Source organism: Shewanella sp. OMA3-2, assembly GCF_021513195.1.
GTDB lineage: Bacteria > Pseudomonadota > Gammaproteobacteria > Enterobacterales > Shewanellaceae > Shewanella.
The window spans coordinates 2,910,162-2,928,358 of sequence record NZ_CP090974.1 but is presented as its reverse complement, the minus strand read 5'-3'; the positions used below and the strand labels follow the sequence as shown (position 1 = coordinate 2,928,358).

Genomic DNA, 18,197 nt, shown 5'->3' with positions numbered 1-18,197 from the left:
ACAGTAATACAGCAGAGTGTAACTTAAAAAACCAGTACCGAGTGATATTTAATAATTTGATTTAAAAGGTGTACTGCACAGAAATCATCGGTCCAGTAAAGCTATAATTAACATTATAGTTAGCAATATAAAATTCTTGGTCTAAAGCGGTTAATGTTTGCTCGTAGTCTATGTCGACTTCATAGTAATTAAAGCCTGCGATTAACGACCAGTTTTCGTTTAATTCCGCTTCTACTACTGCCCGAACATCAACTAAAGAGCCTTCAGCATCATTATATTCAAGTGAAAAATATTGTGCGTAAGCCTTAAAAACCCAACCAGAGATAAACTCATAGTGGCCATAAACACCAAAGTTGGGCAATGGAGCCGTTAAGCTCTTGTCGACAACTCTAGGGGAGGTGATTTTTTCGCCACAATACTGTTCAAGTTGAGTGTTTGGTACACAAATCCCTATTTCACCTTCAAAAGCCGTTTTGACGAACATAGTGTGCACACCGACAGATGCGCCTATTGTGTAGTTCTCTCCTTGCCAAATATCATAACCGTAACCTAAACGTAAAATATCAATATCTAAGGTTGATTTTAAGCTGATGCCTGCTTCAACATCATAGGTAATATCTGAATCTGGTAATGTAAATTGAAAGTCTTTCGCAATTTGAGGGGACACAGCTGTGCGGTGTAAAGACTTCAAATCTATATAAATATTGTGTCTTTGGTTAAATGAGTAGGCTAATTCTATAAAAGGTAAAAATTGTTTTTCTTTAAGGTTTAGATCATCTTCAAAATCTAATGGAAAAGTACCACCAGTACGAGGATTAGTGACGACCATGTACGAGTCAGAGTTTGCATATAATCCACCAATATTTAAGGAGAATGAATCTGGAAAAACATAAACAGATTCTGAGGTGGTGACATTATTCTCGTCGGCAAATGCTGAGGTTGCTATAAATAGCAAGGCACATGACATCAAAGTTTTGAACATAAATAAAAACTCCGGATTTTTCTTTTTATAGTTATTGCTCATTGATGGCAATATACATTGTTTACTCGTAGTGCTTCTTCTAAATAAACGACGACAGAAGAAAAATAACAATTAAAGATTCACGAGTAACAGGACTGAATGTGTGCGACAAAAATACTGTCACTAGAACACGATAATAATTGTAGCATTGTGTAATGAAATGTAAAAACTTTGTTTCATTAAAGCTGCTTAAAATCAAAATTTTTCAGTATGGAGGATGATAGATGTGAATTAAGGCCTGTTTTATGTTGTTTCTATTTACTATAAGGCGAGCTATTAGCGGTCCTATGGGGCTTGCGACTCACTTATATTCAACAATTGACAGCTCGAACAAAAAATAAAGGAGCTGAAAGCCCCTTTATTTACAAAACTTGAGTGTTTAGCCCTTAGGCGTTATCTAGTCTTCTGTACTTGAGGCTTCTTCTTCATCATCACTGATGTCATCGAAGTCAATCTCTATTTCGACTTTTGCTGATGGACCAGGGTTATGAATAGTGCCAACTACGGCATAAAACGGCTTACCTTTGGCTAACCGAGTGTATTTTGACCATAGTAATTCCATTGCAGTCGTCGGTGGAAGTAGTCCTTGGGTTACTTTTACAAATTGGTCTTCATCTGGCGAACAAGGCAGTTGTGTGCCTTCAAATAAATTCTTCAGCGCTTGACCATGTTGTTCAAGCAATTCAGCTTCCTTGTTGGTAAAGTCTCCACAACGTTTAAACCCCTTTGGGAAATTAACATCGTCGTAAAAACGCTTGTTGCTCACAAAGCTAGCTGTGCCATTGGCTATAGTGTCAATACTGGCAGCTACATGTGTATATGATTGCTGTGACATGGCATTTACCTATAAGATTAAGTGAATAAAAATTTCAATTGGAGTATTGGCCAGCTTGAAATTTTTTTAAATCAAAATATTTTATCCATTTCGGTGAAGAATTTTTATGGACACGGATTTATTAAAGACCTTTCTTGAGGTTTCAAAGACACGACATTTTGGTAAGGCGGCTGAAAATCTTTTTTTAACCCGCAGTGCAGTCAGTTTTAGGGTTAAGCAGTTAGAATCGTTACTCGGGGTAGAGTTATTCGATCGTGTTCGTAATAATATTCACCCAACCCCAGCAGGGGAAAGAATGCTCGGCCATGCTGAAGCGGTGTTAACGGCTTGGGAAAAAGCAAAGCAAGATGTTAGTTTGCATCAAGAGAACTTGTTACAGCTCACTTTGGGCACAGGGCATAATATTTGGGATACTTATTTACAACACTTTTTTCAGTCTTTACATCAAGGATTACCTGGAGTGTTACTTCGTACAGAAGTGATTACCCCCCAAGTTATGACTCGACAATTGATTGAACGAAGTATTGATATTGCCATTAGTTTTGACACGCCAAAATTGGAAGATGTAGACACGGTGAAATTAATGGATGTGAGTTTGTGCTTAGTGTGCCACCAAGCGGGGATGTCATTAAGCAATATAGGGACAATAAATTATATTAAAGTGGATTGGGGAACAGCATTTAATATTGCCCATGCACAGACATTTACCATGTTGCCAGTGCCGACCTTACATACCAGTTCGGCAAGAATGGCATTAGATTTTTTACACAAGAATGGTGGCAGTGCTTTTTTACCACACTCATTTATTAAACCGTATTTAGCATCCCAGCAAGTCTTTGTTGTTGAGCAAGCTGCTACTATTGATCGCACTGTATATGGTGCTTTTTGGACGGGAAATGAACGGCGAGAACAAATTGAAAAGGCCCTTATGCTGCTGCAAGATAAAGTGTCTATAGATCTAATTTAACCAAGGCAGAAATAAGCAACGCAAACTCAATGTAACTCATGTTTCTGCCTTTTTGACTGGAAAAATTACCAAATTAATGGGCCAATAATAACGACCCAGCATATCCCACAAAATAGCAAACTAAGAAAAACGGCGGCTGAAGCTATATCTTTGGCTTGACCGCTTAAGGGATGTATTTCACCACCAAAACGGTCAACTACAGCTTCAATTGCTGAGTTGAGTAACTCTACAATTAGCACTAAAAAAACACCTAATATTAACATTAAGCGTTCTAATATGCTGACATCTATGAGTAATGCGATGGGGAGCATAATAGCGGCTAATACGAGTTCTTGCCTAAATGCCGCTTCATCTCTAAATGCCGCTTTAAATCCCTGTATAGAAAAGCCTGTCGCTCTAATAACGCGTTTAAATCCATGATTATTTTTAGGTTTCATTCAAGCCTTCATTTTATGTACTACACTAAACTCTTTACGGATTATGCCATTCTTCTATATATTTGTTAATCGAGTATTCAATATCGATTAACTTTTGTAGTCAGTTTGGTAAAGCAAAGGACTGCTAATGAACACATTTCTGACTGATATAATGCCTACCAATATACTGCGAGTTAATCTAAAACGTGCTTCAATAAACGGCTATTCCCCTGGTTTTTATGTCGTTATTATTAGCGTATTACTGCTACATTTTTTCGCCAGCTATGCTCATGCTGAACAGGAAAACTCTAAACCGCAAATACAATTAGCTAAGTCACTAACGGGCACTGTGACCATTGAGAATTATCTTGTTAGTGAAAAGTTAGATGGTGTCAGAGCTTATTGGAATGGACAACAACTATTAACAAAAAGCGGGAAACTGATACATTCGCCAGCTTGGTTTATTGAGGATTTTCCTAATACTGTATTTGAAGGCGAGTTATGGATAGGCCGCGGGCAATTTGAGGTGGTATCAGGTCTGGTGAGACAAGCAGAAGCGAATGATACCGCTTGGAGTAAAGTAAAGTTGATGTTATTTGATTTACCCTTATCAGACTTAACTTTTGAGCAGCGGTATCAACAATTACAAATCATTGCTGCTAAGTCAGAATATTTAGAAGCAATAGATCAGGTCACTATTTATTCAGAGCTTGAGTTGTATCAACGATTAAAGCATGTTGTTGGCCAGGGGGCTGAAGGCCTGATGTTACATCGAAAACAAGCGACTTATGTGACAGGTCGTACAGATAATATATTAAAATTAAAACTTAAAAGTGATGCTGACGCTATCGTCATCGGACACACAGAAGGCAAAGGTAAATATACTGGCGTGATGGGCGCATTAACGGTGAAAATGCCAAATGGGATCGTGTTTGATATTGGTACAGGGTTTACCGATCTTCAACGTCAAAACCCACCTTCAATAGGCACATTGATAAGTTATCATCATATTGGTTTTACTAAAAATGGGGTGCCAAGGTTTGCAAGCTTTTGGCGGATAAGAGATGATGAACCTAAGGAACCGTAAGTTCTCTAGATTTGATCGGTGTTAGAAAGGTAACCTAATTGTGATGACAGAAGTAAAGTCGATATTATTTGTTTGTATGGGGAATATTTGTCGCTCTCCCACTGCAGAGGCTATTTTTAGACAAAAAGCCCAACAGTATCAGCTTGATATAAAAGTAGATTCAGCAGGTACAATAGCCTATCACCAAGGTGACTTACCTGATCCTCGCAGTGTTAAAGCGGGTGAGGCTCGTGGGATAGATTTTAGTGGTATTCGTGCCAGGCAGGTTATTGAACAAGACTTTGTTGATTTTGACCTTATTCTTGCAGCCGATGCCGCCAATATGAAAGATCTTGTGGCGCGGTGTCCAAAGCAATATCGACATAAACTATCAATGATGCTTGCTTATGGAGACACAAATGTCAAAGACCTTAAAAATATCAAAGATGTGCCTGATCCCTATTATGGCGGTGGCAATGGCTTTGACCTGGTGATTGATTTACTTGAAAATAGTTTGACCGCTTTGGCTAAGCTATTGCAAAGTAATAGGTGAGACAGTCTAGAATAGGCTTGGATTTTACTTGGAATATAAAAAGCATAAAAATTCATGCTTTTTATATTCATTAGCGTTTTAACACGTTTAATTTACAAATAAGGAAATGGAAAGTATTAGCCCTGATGACGTTTACCAGATTGTTTAAGCTTACTAAGTTCTAGTTTTTTCAATCGATCAGCTTCTTTTTGAGCGATAATTCGTTCAACTTCAACTTTCTCTATTTCGATCATCGCTGGGGTTTCTAAGCTCAACAAGCCAATTTTTCCTGAGCGGAACTCATGCAGCAGTAGCTCTGATGCTTTATGTAAGTCAATACGCCCACCAGGACGTAATGCCCCGCGTTTACGACCAATTTCTTCCAATAATTCAAAGTCAGAATTAGGTAAATGATCAATTTTATAGCGTTCACAAATAAGCTCTGGATAGGCTTTGAGTAAGTATTCAGCAGCAAACATGGCCACATCTTCATATTCCATTGCGGTATCTTTAATTGCGCCGGTTACAGCTAATCGATAACTGCTTGCTTCATTGTCAACTTTTGGCCATAAAATGCCTGGTGTATCAGATAATACAATACCGTTACGTAAGTTAATTCGTTGCTGCTTTTTCGTCACCGCAGGTTCATTACCTGTTTTGGCGATAACTCGTCCTGCTAATGTATTAATAATAGTGGATTTACCCACGTTAGGAATACCCATAATCATGGTACGAATATCTTTTTCAATAATATCGCGATGTGGGACTAACTTGCGGCATAAATCGGGGATCATTCTGACCATTGCGGGTTGTAGCGTCGTAATGGCTGAGGCCTTTACACCTTGTTCCCGTTCTAGGTATTCAATCCATTGCTCGGTTACTTTTGGGTCGGCTAAATCTGATTTGTTCAGCAGTTTAATACAGGGCTTACCGCCACGTAACTGAGTCACCATGGGGTTTTCACTACTATACGGAATGCGGGCATCTAGCACTTCAATCACCAAATCGACTTGAGGCATAACCTCTTCAATCTCTTTGCGTGCTTTGTGCATGTGTCCTGGATACCACTGAATTGCCATGATGCTGCCTTTTTACTACTGAGTAACAATGCCAATATTGTACCTTGAACCCAAATGAAAAGCATAAAAAAAGCGCCTTAAGGCGCTCTGTGGGTGCTTAATGGTTTAAATTACGCCTAATTCACGTAACCTTTCCATTAAATAACTGTCAGCAGTATGTCGCTCAGACAACACTACTTCAGGATTTGGATGAAGAAACAAGGGCAGAGAAATGCGTGACTTAGTTTTGTCCGCGCCTTGTGGGTTTATCACTCTGTGTGATGTTGATGGGAAATATCCCCCTGACGCTTCTTGTAACATATCGCCAATATTGATGATGATACTGCCAAAATCGCTGGGTACATCCACCCATTCACCTTGTTTATTTTTGACCTGTAAACCAGGTTCATTCGCAGCCGGTAAAATAGTGATAAGGTTGATATCTTCATGCGCTGCGGCGCGAATAGCACCTAACTCTTCATCGCCTTGCATTGGCGGATAATGCAGAATGCGTAACAGGGTTTTTTGGCTGTTACTGATCATTTCAGATAATTGTATCGAATACTTTTCAGCAACATCTGCAGGCGAGTGTTGCTCTATCCACCCAAGCAACTCCGAAGCAAAATGGTTAGCTTGTTGGTAATATTCCAAAATATTATCACGCAATGTATCGGGGATGCGCCCCCAAGGATAGACGTGAAAATATTCTTTGATATCTTTTACGTTGTGTCCTTTTGCTGTTTCAGATATTGAAGCAGGGAAAAAGCCATCTTGAGTTTCAGGCTTAAATAAATACGCTTGTTTTTCTTCGCTATTAAAAAATGCGTACCATTCTTGATATATTGTTTCGACCAAAGCTTGCTTGATAGGATGATTGGATAGCACCCCAAATCCAGTTTCATGCAATGATTTTACAAATCGCTCGGCACTGTCAGGTGCACGGTAATCAATCGTTTCTAGTTTCATATTAGTTTCTTATTAGTTTTTGACCCGCGGTAATGGTAACGCTTGTCATAGAATGCTGCAATTTTTTGCGGTCGTTCACGGTCTTTTATATTGAACGATTTACGATTAAGTAACGTAGAATGAGGTAACTTGGTTGGGTCAATGATTAAAGTGGAGATAATGAATGCAACTATTAACCGAAATTGAAAAGTTTGTCATTGAGCAAAAGGGCACCGAAAGACCATTTTCCGGCGAATACGTTAATCATGATGCAGCAGGTCTATATTGCTGTAAAAAATGTTTAGCGCCATTATATAAAAGTGAGCATAAGTTTAACGCTCATTGTGGTTGGCCAGCTTTTGACGATGAAATTGCAGGTGCAGTTGATCGCACAATTGATGCAGACGGGCAAAGAGTCGAGATAACCTGTCATCAGTGTGGCGGGCACTTAGGCCACGTTTTTGAAGGCGAGCGATTAACCGATAAAAATATTCGTCATTGTGTTAACTCTGTTTCCATGGTGTTTAAGGCAAGCTCAAGTTTAGCAGACGAAACGGCTAAAGCTTCAACAGCAACCTTAGAGCAAGCCACTTTTGGCGCAGGTTGTTTTTGGTGTGTCGAAGCAATATTTTCGGCGCTGAAGGGGGTTGATAGTGTGCAGTCTGGTTATGCTGGTGGAGAGGATAAACATGCAAACTATGATGCGGTTTGTTCTGGTAGAACTGGCCATGCAGAAGTGGTACATATTAGTTTTAACCCGACTATCATCAGTTTTGAAGAACTATTAGAAATATTGTTTAAAAGCCATAACCCTACGACATTAAATCAACAGGGCAATGATAAGGGGCCGCAGTATCGCTCTGTTATTTTTGCTCATACAGCCGCTCAAGTAGACAGCGCTAATAAGATAATTGATGCTTTACAGCAAGCTAAAATTTGGCCGGATCCTATTGTGACGGAAGTGGTAGCCTTTGATGTATTTTACCCAGCAGAAAACTATCACAATGATTATTTTGCTAAACATGGTGAACAACCTTATTGTCAACTGGTGGTAAAACCTAAATTTGATAAATTTAAGTCACTGTTTGCGGACAAATTAAAGTAAGACACTATCAGATAATTTAAGTCAGTTAGTTGAAGATTGGCTTGATTAATTATTTTATAGAAAAAGGGCGACAGTATTAATTACTGCCGCCCTCTTTTTTATCAGTCTTTTTGTGGTTAGTTCACAAAATGTGCTAGTTTGAATCTACTAATCTAATTTGTCATCAGCCACTTTATAATGTGGATCTTCAATTAAATTGACTTCAACTAAGTCACCAGCTTTATGCAATAAAGTAATACAATCTTGGCTTAAATGTCTTAAATGCAAGCGTTTACCAGCATTAACATAACGTTCTGCTAAGGTATCAATCGCTCCTAATGCCGAGTGGTCCGCAACTCGTGAGTTTTTAAAGTCAACAATGACATCTTGTGTATCATTTTGCGCGTCAAATAATTCAAGAAAATTAGCGACAGAGCCAAAAAATAGTGGCCCATTTAAACGATAAACTTTCCAGCCATTTTCATCTTCACTTATCTCAACATTGATATGTTTGGCATGTTCCCAAGCAAATACCAAAGCCGACACAATAACACCGACAAATACCGCAAATGCTAAATCAGTAAATACCGTCACGGTTGTCACCAGCACGATGACAAATGCATCATGCTTAGGCACTTTGTTCATTACCTTAAAGCTTGCCCATTCAAAGGTTCCGAGCACTACAATAAACATCACACCGACTAATGCTGCCAGTGGAATAATTTCGATAAATGCAGAACCAAATAGAATAAATGCTAGCAGGGCGAGTGCAGCCGTAATGCCAGATAAACGTCCACGGCCACCAGAGTTAATGTTAATCATAGACTGGCCAATCATGGCACAACCACCCATAGCGCCAAAGAAGCCACTAGTGATATTACCAACGCCTTGTCCGACACATTCTTTATTACCTTTACCGCGGGTATTGGTCATTTCATCGATAACCGTTAATGTTAGCAGCGATTCAATTAACCCTACCGCGGCTAAAATACATGCGTACGGTAAAATGATATACAAGGTTTCAAAATTAAACGGTACGCTAGGTATAGAGAAACTGGGTAGTGAGCCTGCAATCGTTACAGCATCATTGCCACTCATGGTTTTTAAAAAGTCCAATACGTTGCGAGTATCCATTTCTAAACCAACCACTAATCCGGTAACAGTAAGGATGGCTACTAATGAAGATGGAATGGCAGTGGTGATTTTGGGGAGAAAATGAATAATAGCCATGGTGAGTAAAATTAAACCAATCATGATCATCATGGGCTCTTGCGCTAACCACACCATATTACCCGCAGCGTCTTTAACTTTAAATTGTCCAAGCTGAGCGAGAAAGATAACAATAGCCAAACCATTTACAAACCCTATCATGACAGGGTATGGCACGATACGAATAAATTTTCCGAGTTTAAAAGCACCTGCCAAAATTTGGATTATGCCGGCAAGTACCACCGCTGCAAATAAATATTGTACCCCGTGCTCAACCACTAATGACACCATTACAACGGCCATTGCACCGGTTGCACCGGAGATCATACCTGGACGCCCACCAATGACAGCGGTTATTAAGCCCATAATGAATGCCGCATATAGCCCGACCATTGGCTCAACATGTGCAACAAACGCAAATGCGACCGCTTCAGGGATAAGCGCAAGTGCAACGGTTAAGCCTGAGAGAATATCTGCTTTACTACTGGCAGTCTTATGACGAATGATATCGAACATTTAGCCTCTATTAAGTATATTTTAATGATGATTAGAGGCGCAATCTTACCAAAAATCGTACCACTTCTAAACTAATAATCTGACATGAAGAACAATTAATGACATTTATATCAAAATTGATTCAAAAAAAAGCCATGCATTAGCATGGCTTTCATTCATTGAGAGACTTTGTTATGACTGCGGTTTAGTCATCTCAGCCGTTGCACTGTTAGCAAAGCTTGATTTTACAGCCGGCTTGTCTGTTTCAGCATAGCTTTTACCTTGAGGTACAGCTTGCTGTTCACGAACTTCAATCGTAGGTTTAGTTGTAGTTGAACTCACCATTGAACCAAAACGGCTATTGCTGGCAGGTTTTGGTGACGTAACAGGTTCTGCTTTAGTTTGCTCAGCTTTTGGCTCAGTAGCTTTCTCAACCGCTTTACGTACCATTGGAGCAGGCTTCGCCATAGGCGCATTCACAGCGGATTTAGTCTGCTTAACTTCAGCTGGCTTTGACAGCACGTCTTTTTCTGGTGTTACAACTTCAGCTACTTCAGTTATTACTGTCGCGGGCTGTGTTTCAGGTGTCACTGATACCGATTTTTCAGCAGTAACTTCAACCACTTTATTTTCAGTTTCAGCTTTAGTTTCAGCTTCAGCTTTACTTTCCATGACAGGTGCGGTTTGCACTTCTGCCACTTGTGTTAATTCAGTTGATGCTTCTACTTTTACTTCAGTAACTGTTGTCTCAGTAGTTGTATTTTCTGATACTGGTACTGTGATAGCCGGTTGATTAACTTCAACTACGCTAGCAGCTTGAGTTTGTGCGAGTTCTTCAGTTAATTGCCTATCAAGCTCATCAACAGGTGTGAACACTGGCGCGGCATCAGAAGGGGTACCTTCGTCATCATCACGGCGACGACGTTGACCGGCTGCACGAAGATGGCGAGGGCTGCGGCGACTGCGACGCTGACCATCACGTTTATCATCATCAGACTCATCATGTTCAGACGCAGTTGCTGTCACGTTAACATCTTCATCAACAAGTGTAGTTGGCTCTGTAGTGGTTACAGCTTCTTCCGATGCTGCTACAGGGGTGCCTGCTGCGTCTTCTGCTACTACATTGGTTTGTTCAACTGTCGCTGAATTATCCACTGTTTGAGCATCAGTAGATTTTTCTTTACGAGGCTGACGTTTACGTACAGGCTTGCTGTCTTTAGCTGAGTTGTTAACTTCAGAATTAGCTTTATCATCAGTATTAACATTAGCAACTAATTCAGCTGTCTCAACATTGTTAGCATCATTGCGCACATCTTTAGTTAAATCAGCTGGGGTGGCTTCGTTAGGCGTTTTTGCTAAAGTAGTGGCTAAAACGGCTTCGTCACTCGTTTGCTCATTCTCTATTCGTACTTTTCTGCGCATATTACGGCGCTGACGACGTTCACGAGCGGCTTCTTGTTTAGGTGTCTTTTCAGCCGCAACAGTTTTGGTAGGCTTATCGTCACTTGTTACCGACTTAGCTAGCGATTCAGATTTGTTGACTGTTTTAGTGTCATCTTTGTCACGGGTAGGCTTATTACGACCACGAGTAGTTTTGTTATCAGCTGTTGCTGAATCTTTATCGTTACGCTTACGGCGAGTATCGTTACGGCTGTCATTACGACTTTCATTACGATTATCACCAGTATCATTACGACGACTGCGACGAGGGTTCGTTTTATCTAGTGTTACCGCAGGCTTATTAGCTACAGGCTTTTCTTTTGTTTCAGTTTCATTACTGTTAAAGAAAGCACTAATTGCAGACGTAATGCGACTGAATAAACCAGGAATAGCAGCAACTACCGGTTGAACTGGAGCTGCTTTCGGCTCTTCAACAGTTTTTTGCGGTGCGGCAAAACCTTTTAAAGCAGGCTCTGGTGCTAAAGTTCGCTCTAATTTACGAGGCTCGTACAATTCCGATTTAGGTGCTTCTACGCGCTTAAAGCTTGATTCTGTGATTTCATCATCATTTTTACGGCGGATCACTCGATATTCAGGTGTTTGCATGTGCGCATCAGGAATAACATAGACTTCTACACCATGACGTTCTTCGGTAATGCGAATGGCTTTACGTTTTTCGTTAAGTAAAAACGCGGCAACATCAACCGGAACAATGGCTTCAATTTGAGTGGTATGCTCTTTAATGGCTTCTTCTTCCATTAAGCGTAAAATCGATAACGCTAAAGATTCTGTACTACGGATAGTACCTTGACCATGGCAGCGAGGGCATAAATGTGCAGCAGACTCTTCTAAAGAAGGGCGTAAGCGCTGACGTGACATTTCCATTAAGCCAAAACGAGAAATACGGCCTAATTGCACACGTGCACGGTCATGATGTACAGCATCACGCATGCGATTTTCAACTTCACGTTGATGACGAACAGGCGTCATATCGATAAAGTCGATAACCACTAATCCACCCAAATCACGTAAACGTAATTGACGGGCAATTTCGTCTGCAGCTTCAAGGTTGGTATTTAATGCTGTTTCTTCAATATCACCGCCTTTAGTGGCGCGGGCTGAGTTAATATCGATAGAGGTTAATGCTTCAGTAGGGTCAATAACAATTGAACCACCTGATGGCAAACGAACTTCACGTTGGAAAGCTGACTCAATTTGAGATTCGATTTGGAAATGGGTAAATAATGGCACTTCTGAATCGTACATCTTAACGCGTTCAAGGAAGTCTGGACGAACCAAGCCAATATGTAATTTAGCTTCTTCATAAATACGTGGATGATCGATGAGGATTTCGCCGACATCGCGACGTAAATAGTCACGAATTGCACGAACAATAACATTACTTTCTTGATGAATTAAGAAAGGAGCACCTTTAGTTTTAGAGGCTTCTTGAATGGCATCCCAGTGATGTTGTAAGACTTTTAAGTCCCACTTCAATTCTGTTGATTCCTTACCAACACCTGCAGTACGAACAATTAAGCCCATACCATTAGGGACTTCCAGTTCTGATATGGCTTCTTTTAATTCAGTACGTTCATCACCTTCAATGCGACGAGATATGCCACCTGCGCGCGGATTGTTTGGCATTAATACTAAATAAGAACCAGCAAGACTGATAAAGGTTGTTAAGGCCGCGCCTTTGTTGCCACGCTCTTCTTTATCGATTTGAACGATAACTTCTTGACCTTCTTGCACCACTTCTTTGATGTTAGGACGGCCTTGGAAAGAGTAACCTTTAGGGAAGTATTCGCGAGCAATTTCTTTTAACGGAAGAAAACCATGACGGTCAGCGCCATAGTCTACAAATGCTGCTTCTAAAGAGGGTTCTACGCGGGTGATTTTACCTTTGTAAATATTTGATTTTTTCTGCTCGTGACCTGGGCTTTCAATATCCAGATCATACAGTTGTTGCCCATCTACTAGGGCGACACGCAACTCTTCAGATTGAGTTGCATTAATTAACATACGTTTCATGATGACGTGATTCTTCTATAAAGGTCATCAAACAACAATTATTTGCATTACGGGCCTGCGAATTGTTTAGCAGCCTCACGGCTTGTTACAGGCTATATAGGCGCGCAGTACGACTGTTAAACGCATTCTCTGCGTGTCGCGGCCTAATTTATGGCTTATTTTCTAGTGTTTACAAAAACAAGGAATCCGTTGCATTGCAACCAACCCCATAAATATCAGTATCTTCCAGTAATGCCTAATCGAATCGGTTGTTTGATAACAAGCTAAAATATTGTTCGAATTTGGCGGTGAAATCAGGCAGTTTTTACATTTTTAAAATAAACTTACGATTTAATTATAAACACATAATAATGACGTGTTTTAAAAACTTATAATCTGCAAATCAATGACTTGCTACCGATAAAGCTCATGTGTAAATTGCACTGAATTTCATTTATTGAATGAGTTGTAAACAGTTTATCCACGGTTTGTTCTCTTTCAATGCGCAAATATAGCAATATTAGCTAAGTTCGGCAATCAAAAGCCTATAATCTTTTAAGTGATGATTGTTTTAGGCACAGCTTAAAGCATTGTTATATCTGTGAAAGCTGGCCTCGTGACAGTGTTACTTAATTTTTCTTTTTCTTTTAAAACAGTTGCAATTGTTCATTTATACGCCGTTTATTCATGCCTTATATAGTGTATAGAGCAGCATTCATGTGGATAATATAATTGCCCCGTGCTTGTGATAGCCAAGTTTTATTGAAATAAGCTACAATAGCGACGTTCTCACAAATTGGCGCATCATGAATACTGAAACTACCCCCCAAGTTCACTTCGTCACCATAGACGAAGATAATGTTGAACAACGAATTGATAATTTTCTATTAACTAAGCTCAAAGGCGTTCCTAAAAGCATGATTTATCGAATCGTGCGTAAAGGCGAGGTGAGAGTTAATAAGAAACGAATTAAACCGGAATATAAACTTCAAATAGATGATGTTGTGCGCATTCCACCCGTTAGAGTGGCAGAAAAAGATAATCGCACTGCACCGTCGCCTAATTTATCCAGAGTCTCTCAGTTAGAAGAGCGCATTATTCATGAAGATAAGTATCTTATCGTATTGAATAAGCCTGCAGGTATTGCTGTGCATGGTGGCAGTGGCGTAGATTATGGTGTAATTGAAGGGCTGCGTTCACTTCGACCTCAACAAAAGTTTTTAGAGCTGGTACATCGTTTAGATAAAGATACCTCTGGCGTTTTGTTGGTGGCTAAAAAGCGCAGCGCGTTAAAGCACCTACATGAGCAGCTACGCAGTAAAACAATGCAAAAAGATTATTTAGCATTAGTGCGCGGCGATTGGCAGGCAAAAGATAAGGTAATAAAAGCTCCCTTGTTAAAAATTACCCTAAAGTCGGGTGAGCGAATTGTTAGGGTTAATCCAGAAGGCAAAGAATGCGAAACGCGTTATCGAATTATGCAACGCTTTGACGGCGCTACTTTAGTCAAAGCAAGTCCTGTGACTGGTCGAACCCATCAAATTCGGGTTCATTGTCAATTTGCAGGCCATGCAATTGCCTGTGATGATAAGTATAGCGAGCAGAAATTTGACGACAGTATGCGTGCGATAGGTTTGAATCGGTTATTTTTACATGCTGCCGAGCTTAAGTTCACGCACCCTGAAACGGATACTACCATGCAAGTTAGTGCCCCGTTAGATGATGTGCTGTTACAAACACTGGAAAAACTCAACAAGATTTAATATCAGTTGTGATGATTGAAAAGTGAATGATATGACATTGCAGAATAAATATGACTTAGTGATTTTTGATTGGGATGGCACCTTGATGGATTCCATCGGAGCCATTGTAAGTTGCATGCAAGCTGCGGCTGAGGATCTTAACATTGAGGTGCCAAGTGAACGTGCTATTCGTGACTTGATAGGACTTTCATTGCCAAAAATACTTAACATTTTATTCACTGATTTGGTTCATTTACATGAAGATATTGTCAGTCGTTATAGACACCATTTCTTGTCAACTAATACAGTTAGTCCATTGTTCGCGGGAAGTGAACGGTTATTAAACCAGCTTTTTACTCAAGGTTACACATTAGCGATTGCCACAGGTAAAGGTCGTTCGGGACTAGAAAGGGTGTTAACACTCAGTGGTACGGGACATTATTTTGCAGCGAGTCGGTGTGCTGATGAAATGAAAAGCAAACCTGATCCTATGATGATTGATACCTTGTTGGCGCATTTTAATGTGCCCGCTCATCGCGCGGTGATGATAGGGGATTCAGTTCATGATTTACATATGGCCAATAATGCGGGCGTTGCCGCAATAGGGGTTAGTTATGGTGCTAATTTAGTGGAACAACTGCAAACCGCTAATCCGTTAGCGATTGTCGATAATGTTGCTGAACTAGTGCATCACCTTTAATCTAATGGGTTACTCATTAGATTAAAGGCTGATGATATGTGGGTTTAGTGAGAAAAATGTTCTGCCAACACATCAATTCCGTGCAACGCTAACAAATCAATAAGCTTTATTAGCGGTAAACCAATAAGTGTATTGGGGTCATCGCCCTCAAGCTTGTCAAACAGGGCAATGCCTAATCCTTCGCTTTTAAAACTACCTGCGCAATGCAGTGGCTGTTCAGTATTAACGTAATAGCGAATTTGAGCCTCTGTTAACTGTCTGAAATGAACCGTAAAGGGTTCAACACAACTGTGCATTACTTTGGTGTCAGTGCAATAAACGGCTAGGCCAGTATAAAAGGTAATGGCTTGGCCAGAAGTTTGTTTGAGTTGCTTAATCGCATTTTCAACCGTATGGGGTTTACCCACAATGTCACCATTTATCAGTGCTACTTGATCAGAGCCAACAATAATATTGTTATCTTCAGCGGCTTGTGATGATGTGTCCGTAGCGATTAATACACTGCCCGCCAATGCTTTTTGCCGTGCTAGACGCTCAACCAAGTGTATTGCTGTTTCATCTATTAACGGTGATTCATCAATATTGGGGCTGATAGCAGTAAATGGATAATTTAATTTAGATAACAGCTGCTGACGATACACGGATGTCGAGGCTAAAATTAACTTTATAGGCATAAATTCTTATCTAATCAGTCTTTGATGACACAAAGTTTACCATTAATCGTTAATATGCGGGAAATATCGCTGCAAATGCTTGTGTAAGCAAGGACTGTTGGGTAAAATTTGCCATCATTCAAATTTAATGTTGGTAGTGATAGAGAGCTTGAATATATCTTAGGGTAGATTTTAGTGCATTTTGCAGAAATTTTCTTTGACTCCAACGTTTTCAAACTATAATATGCGCGCCTTATGCAAACAGTAAAGATACCGGTTTCAATTGATCCTTTTCGCGCCGCTAGCAGCAGTCTTCGTTATGATGGCATCGTTCCTAGTAAGCAAAATAAGCGATTAAATGAGTTATGTGCCGGCGACTGTTCCGACGTAGTTGTGTCGTTGGAATGTGGTGTCGACATACAGGGGATAGTCTACCTTCGCGGGAAGGCTGTGACGGAGCTCACTCTGCTATGTCAACGCTGCATGACACAATATACTACTGAGGTTACGGTCGACTTTTGTTTCAGTCCTTGTAAGAATGAAACAGAAATCGATGAGCTCCTGGATGCGTATGACCCAATTGAGTGTAATGATATTGGTGAAGTACGTCTGCATCAATTGATTGAAGATGAATTGATAGTCGCTATGCCGATTATTCCAGTGCATGAAGATACTGATTGCAGTTTGGGATCGAAAGATATAGTTGTAGGCGAGATCGACCCCGCTCATGAGGAGCGTCCAAATCCGTTTGCAGTGTTAGAAAAACTGAAGAGCAAGTAATCGTAGGAGACAAGTCAAATGGCTGTACAACAGAATAAAAAATCTCGTTCAAAGCGCGGAATGCGCCGTTCACATGATTCATTGAGCACTGCTCAATTATCTGTAGACGCAACTAGCGGTGAATTACATCTACGTCACAACGTGACTGCTGATGGTTTTTATCGCGGTGTAAAGGTTATCAACAAGTAATTTGTTGACGACCTAATGACGAATCTGACGCTCGCGTTAGATGCGATGGGGGGTGATCATGGTCCCCACGTCACAGTGCCTGCAGCCTTGCAGGCACTGAAATCTAATTCCTCTATTCATATTATTCTTGTCGGCAATCAAGCTGAAATTGACCCTTTTCTTTCGTTAGCAGATCCCACTATTTTATCGCGAATTGAACGTATCCATACTACAGAAGTAGTCACTATGGATGACAGACCTGTACATGCTTTGCGTACTCGTAAAAATAGTTCAATGCGAGTAGCCCTTGAGCAAGTCAGAGATGGAAAAGCTGAAGCTTGTATTAGTGCAGGCAATACTGGTGCGTTAATGGCAATGGCAAAAGTGCTATTAAAAACGTTACCAGGTATTGATCGACCGGCTTTAGTTTCATGTTTACCAACAGTGACGGGCAAACCTGTTTATTTGCTAGACTTAGGCGCTAATGTCGCATGCGATTCAGAAACCTTATTTCAGTTTGCTGTTATGGGGTCAGTTTTGTGCGAAGCGGTACATAAAAAATCTCGTCCTAAAGTGGCTTTATTAAATGTCGGCATTGAAGAAATTAAAGGTAATGATCAAGTTCAACAAGCTGGACGTCTTCTGCAACACACTGATCAACTCAATTATGTTGGTTTTGTCGAAGGTGATGAAATCTACACCGGCAATTTAGATGTGATAGTGTGCGACGGTTTTGTCGGCAACATCACTTTAAAAACCTCTGAAGGCATTGCCAAGCTATTAGTCCATCAATTAAAACGTGGTTTAAATAGCGGTATATTTGTGCGTTTATTGTCCAAACTCATCGCGCCACGCATTCAAGCTGTACTCAGTAAGATGAACCCCGACCACTATAACGGTGCAAGTCTGATAGGATTGCGCGGAATAGTAGTAAAGAGTCATGGAAACGCTGATGAAGCTGCCTATCTACAAGCCATTAATTTAGCAGCAACTGAAGCGAAACGTCGTCTTCCTGAAATGATCAATGATCGTTTGGAGTCGATTCTTTTAGACATCAATAGCTGATCCCATCA

17 protein-coding genes are annotated in these 18,197 nt (G+C 40.4%); 9 read left to right on the top strand and 8 right to left on the bottom strand.

What is annotated here, in order from left to right; genetic code table 11:
* Positions 1-61: 61 nt before the first annotated feature.
* A complete protein-coding gene (locus tag L0B17_RS12955) occupies positions 62-982 on the bottom strand; it encodes a hypothetical protein (protein ID WP_235085356.1) in 921 nt (306 codons plus the stop codon).
* 436 nt (positions 983-1,418) lie between these two features.
* Complete coding sequence (locus tag L0B17_RS12950) at positions 1,419-1,856, bottom strand: DUF413 domain-containing protein (protein WP_235085355.1); 438 nt, start codon at positions 1,854-1,856, stop codon at positions 1,419-1,421.
* Positions 1,857-1,962: 106 nt separating this feature from the next.
* Here L0B17_RS12950 and L0B17_RS12945 point away from each other — a divergent pair, with 106 nt between their 5' ends.
* Positions 1,963-2,823, top strand: a complete 861-nt coding sequence (locus L0B17_RS12945; RefSeq protein ID WP_235085353.1) for a LysR family transcriptional regulator — start codon at positions 1,963-1,965, stop codon at positions 2,821-2,823.
* 65 nt (positions 2,824-2,888) lie between these two features.
* On the opposite strand, the gene L0B17_RS12940 is transcribed toward L0B17_RS12945, so the two are convergent.
* Positions 2,889-3,260, bottom strand: coding sequence for a diacylglycerol kinase (locus L0B17_RS12940; protein WP_235085351.1), 372 nt, complete (start codon positions 3,258-3,260; stop codon positions 2,889-2,891).
* A 127-nt stretch (positions 3,261-3,387) separates the two neighbouring features.
* On the opposite strand from L0B17_RS12940, the gene L0B17_RS12935 reads away from it, so the two are divergent.
* Both L0B17_RS12935 and L0B17_RS12930 read left to right on the top strand, forming a co-directional pair.
* Positions 3,388-4,326 (top strand): DNA ligase, encoded by a 939-nt coding sequence (locus L0B17_RS12935; RefSeq protein WP_235085349.1) that lies wholly within the window; start codon positions 3,388-3,390, stop codon positions 4,324-4,326.
* A gap of 43 nt (positions 4,327-4,369) precedes the next feature.
* Positions 4,370-4,858, top strand: a complete 489-nt coding sequence (locus L0B17_RS12930; protein WP_235089807.1) for a low molecular weight protein-tyrosine-phosphatase — start codon at positions 4,370-4,372, stop codon at positions 4,856-4,858.
* 116 nt (positions 4,859-4,974) lie between these two features.
* Here L0B17_RS12930 and ylqF read toward each other — a convergent pair whose 3' ends face one another.
* Positions 4,975-5,916 carry a ribosome biogenesis GTPase YlqF gene (gene ylqF, locus L0B17_RS12925; protein WP_235085347.1) on the bottom strand — a complete coding sequence of 314 codons (942 nt, stop codon included), beginning with the start codon at positions 5,914-5,916 and terminating at the stop codon, positions 4,975-4,977.
* Positions 5,917-6,021: 105 nt separating this feature from the next.
* A complete protein-coding gene (locus tag L0B17_RS12920; protein WP_235085346.1) occupies positions 6,022-6,861 on the bottom strand; it encodes an isopenicillin N synthase family dioxygenase in 840 nt (279 codons plus the stop codon).
* A gap of 163 nt (positions 6,862-7,024) precedes the next feature.
* Between L0B17_RS12920 and L0B17_RS12915 the strand changes: the two genes are divergently transcribed.
* Entirely contained in the window at positions 7,025-7,945 is a 921-nt protein-coding gene (locus L0B17_RS12915; protein WP_235085344.1) for a bifunctional methionine sulfoxide reductase B/A protein, read from the top strand.
* 147 nt (positions 7,946-8,092) lie between these two features.
* Here L0B17_RS12915 and L0B17_RS12910 read toward each other — a convergent pair whose 3' ends face one another.
* Together L0B17_RS12910 and rne are read right to left on the bottom strand one after the other, a co-directional pair.
* Complete coding sequence (locus L0B17_RS12910; RefSeq protein ID WP_235085342.1) at positions 8,093-9,649, bottom strand: SulP family inorganic anion transporter; 1,557 nt, start codon at positions 9,647-9,649, stop codon at positions 8,093-8,095.
* A 171-nt stretch (positions 9,650-9,820) separates the two neighbouring features.
* Positions 9,821-13,102 (bottom strand): ribonuclease E, encoded by a 3,282-nt coding sequence (gene rne, locus L0B17_RS12905; RefSeq protein ID WP_235085340.1) that lies wholly within the window; start codon positions 13,100-13,102, stop codon positions 9,821-9,823.
* A 785-nt stretch (positions 13,103-13,887) separates the two neighbouring features.
* On the opposite strand from rne, the gene rluC reads away from it, so the two are divergent.
* Entirely contained in the window at positions 13,888-14,844 is a 957-nt protein-coding gene (gene rluC / locus L0B17_RS12900; protein ID WP_235085339.1) for a 23S rRNA pseudouridine(955/2504/2580) synthase RluC, read from the top strand.
* 31 nt (positions 14,845-14,875) lie between these two features.
* Positions 14,876-15,523, top strand: coding sequence for an HAD-IA family hydrolase (locus L0B17_RS12895; RefSeq protein ID WP_235085337.1), 648 nt, complete (start codon positions 14,876-14,878; stop codon positions 15,521-15,523).
* 44 nt (positions 15,524-15,567) lie between these two features.
* Here the strand turns inward: L0B17_RS12895 and L0B17_RS12890 are convergent, their stop codons facing one another.
* Complete coding sequence (locus tag L0B17_RS12890; protein WP_235085335.1) at positions 15,568-16,197, bottom strand: Maf family protein; 630 nt, start codon at positions 16,195-16,197, stop codon at positions 15,568-15,570.
* Between the two features lie 234 nt (positions 16,198-16,431).
* On the opposite strand from L0B17_RS12890, the gene yceD reads away from it, so the two are divergent.
* Genes yceD through plsX form a run of 3 tightly spaced genes read left to right on the top strand, consistent with a single transcriptional unit; the run spans position 16,432 to position 18,189 of the window.
* Positions 16,432-16,956, top strand: coding sequence for a 23S rRNA accumulation protein YceD (yceD, locus tag L0B17_RS12885; RefSeq protein ID WP_235085334.1), 525 nt, complete (start codon positions 16,432-16,434; stop codon positions 16,954-16,956).
* An 18-nt stretch (positions 16,957-16,974) separates the two neighbouring features.
* On the top strand, positions 16,975-17,145 hold the full coding sequence (gene rpmF / locus L0B17_RS12880; RefSeq protein ID WP_226410183.1) for a 50S ribosomal protein L32: 171 nt from the start codon (positions 16,975-16,977) through the stop codon (positions 17,143-17,145).
* 15 nt (positions 17,146-17,160) lie between these two features.
* Entirely contained in the window at positions 17,161-18,189 is a 1,029-nt protein-coding gene (gene plsX / locus L0B17_RS12875) for a phosphate acyltransferase PlsX (protein ID WP_235085332.1), read from the top strand.
* The last annotated feature ends 8 nt before the right edge of the window (positions 18,190-18,197 follow it).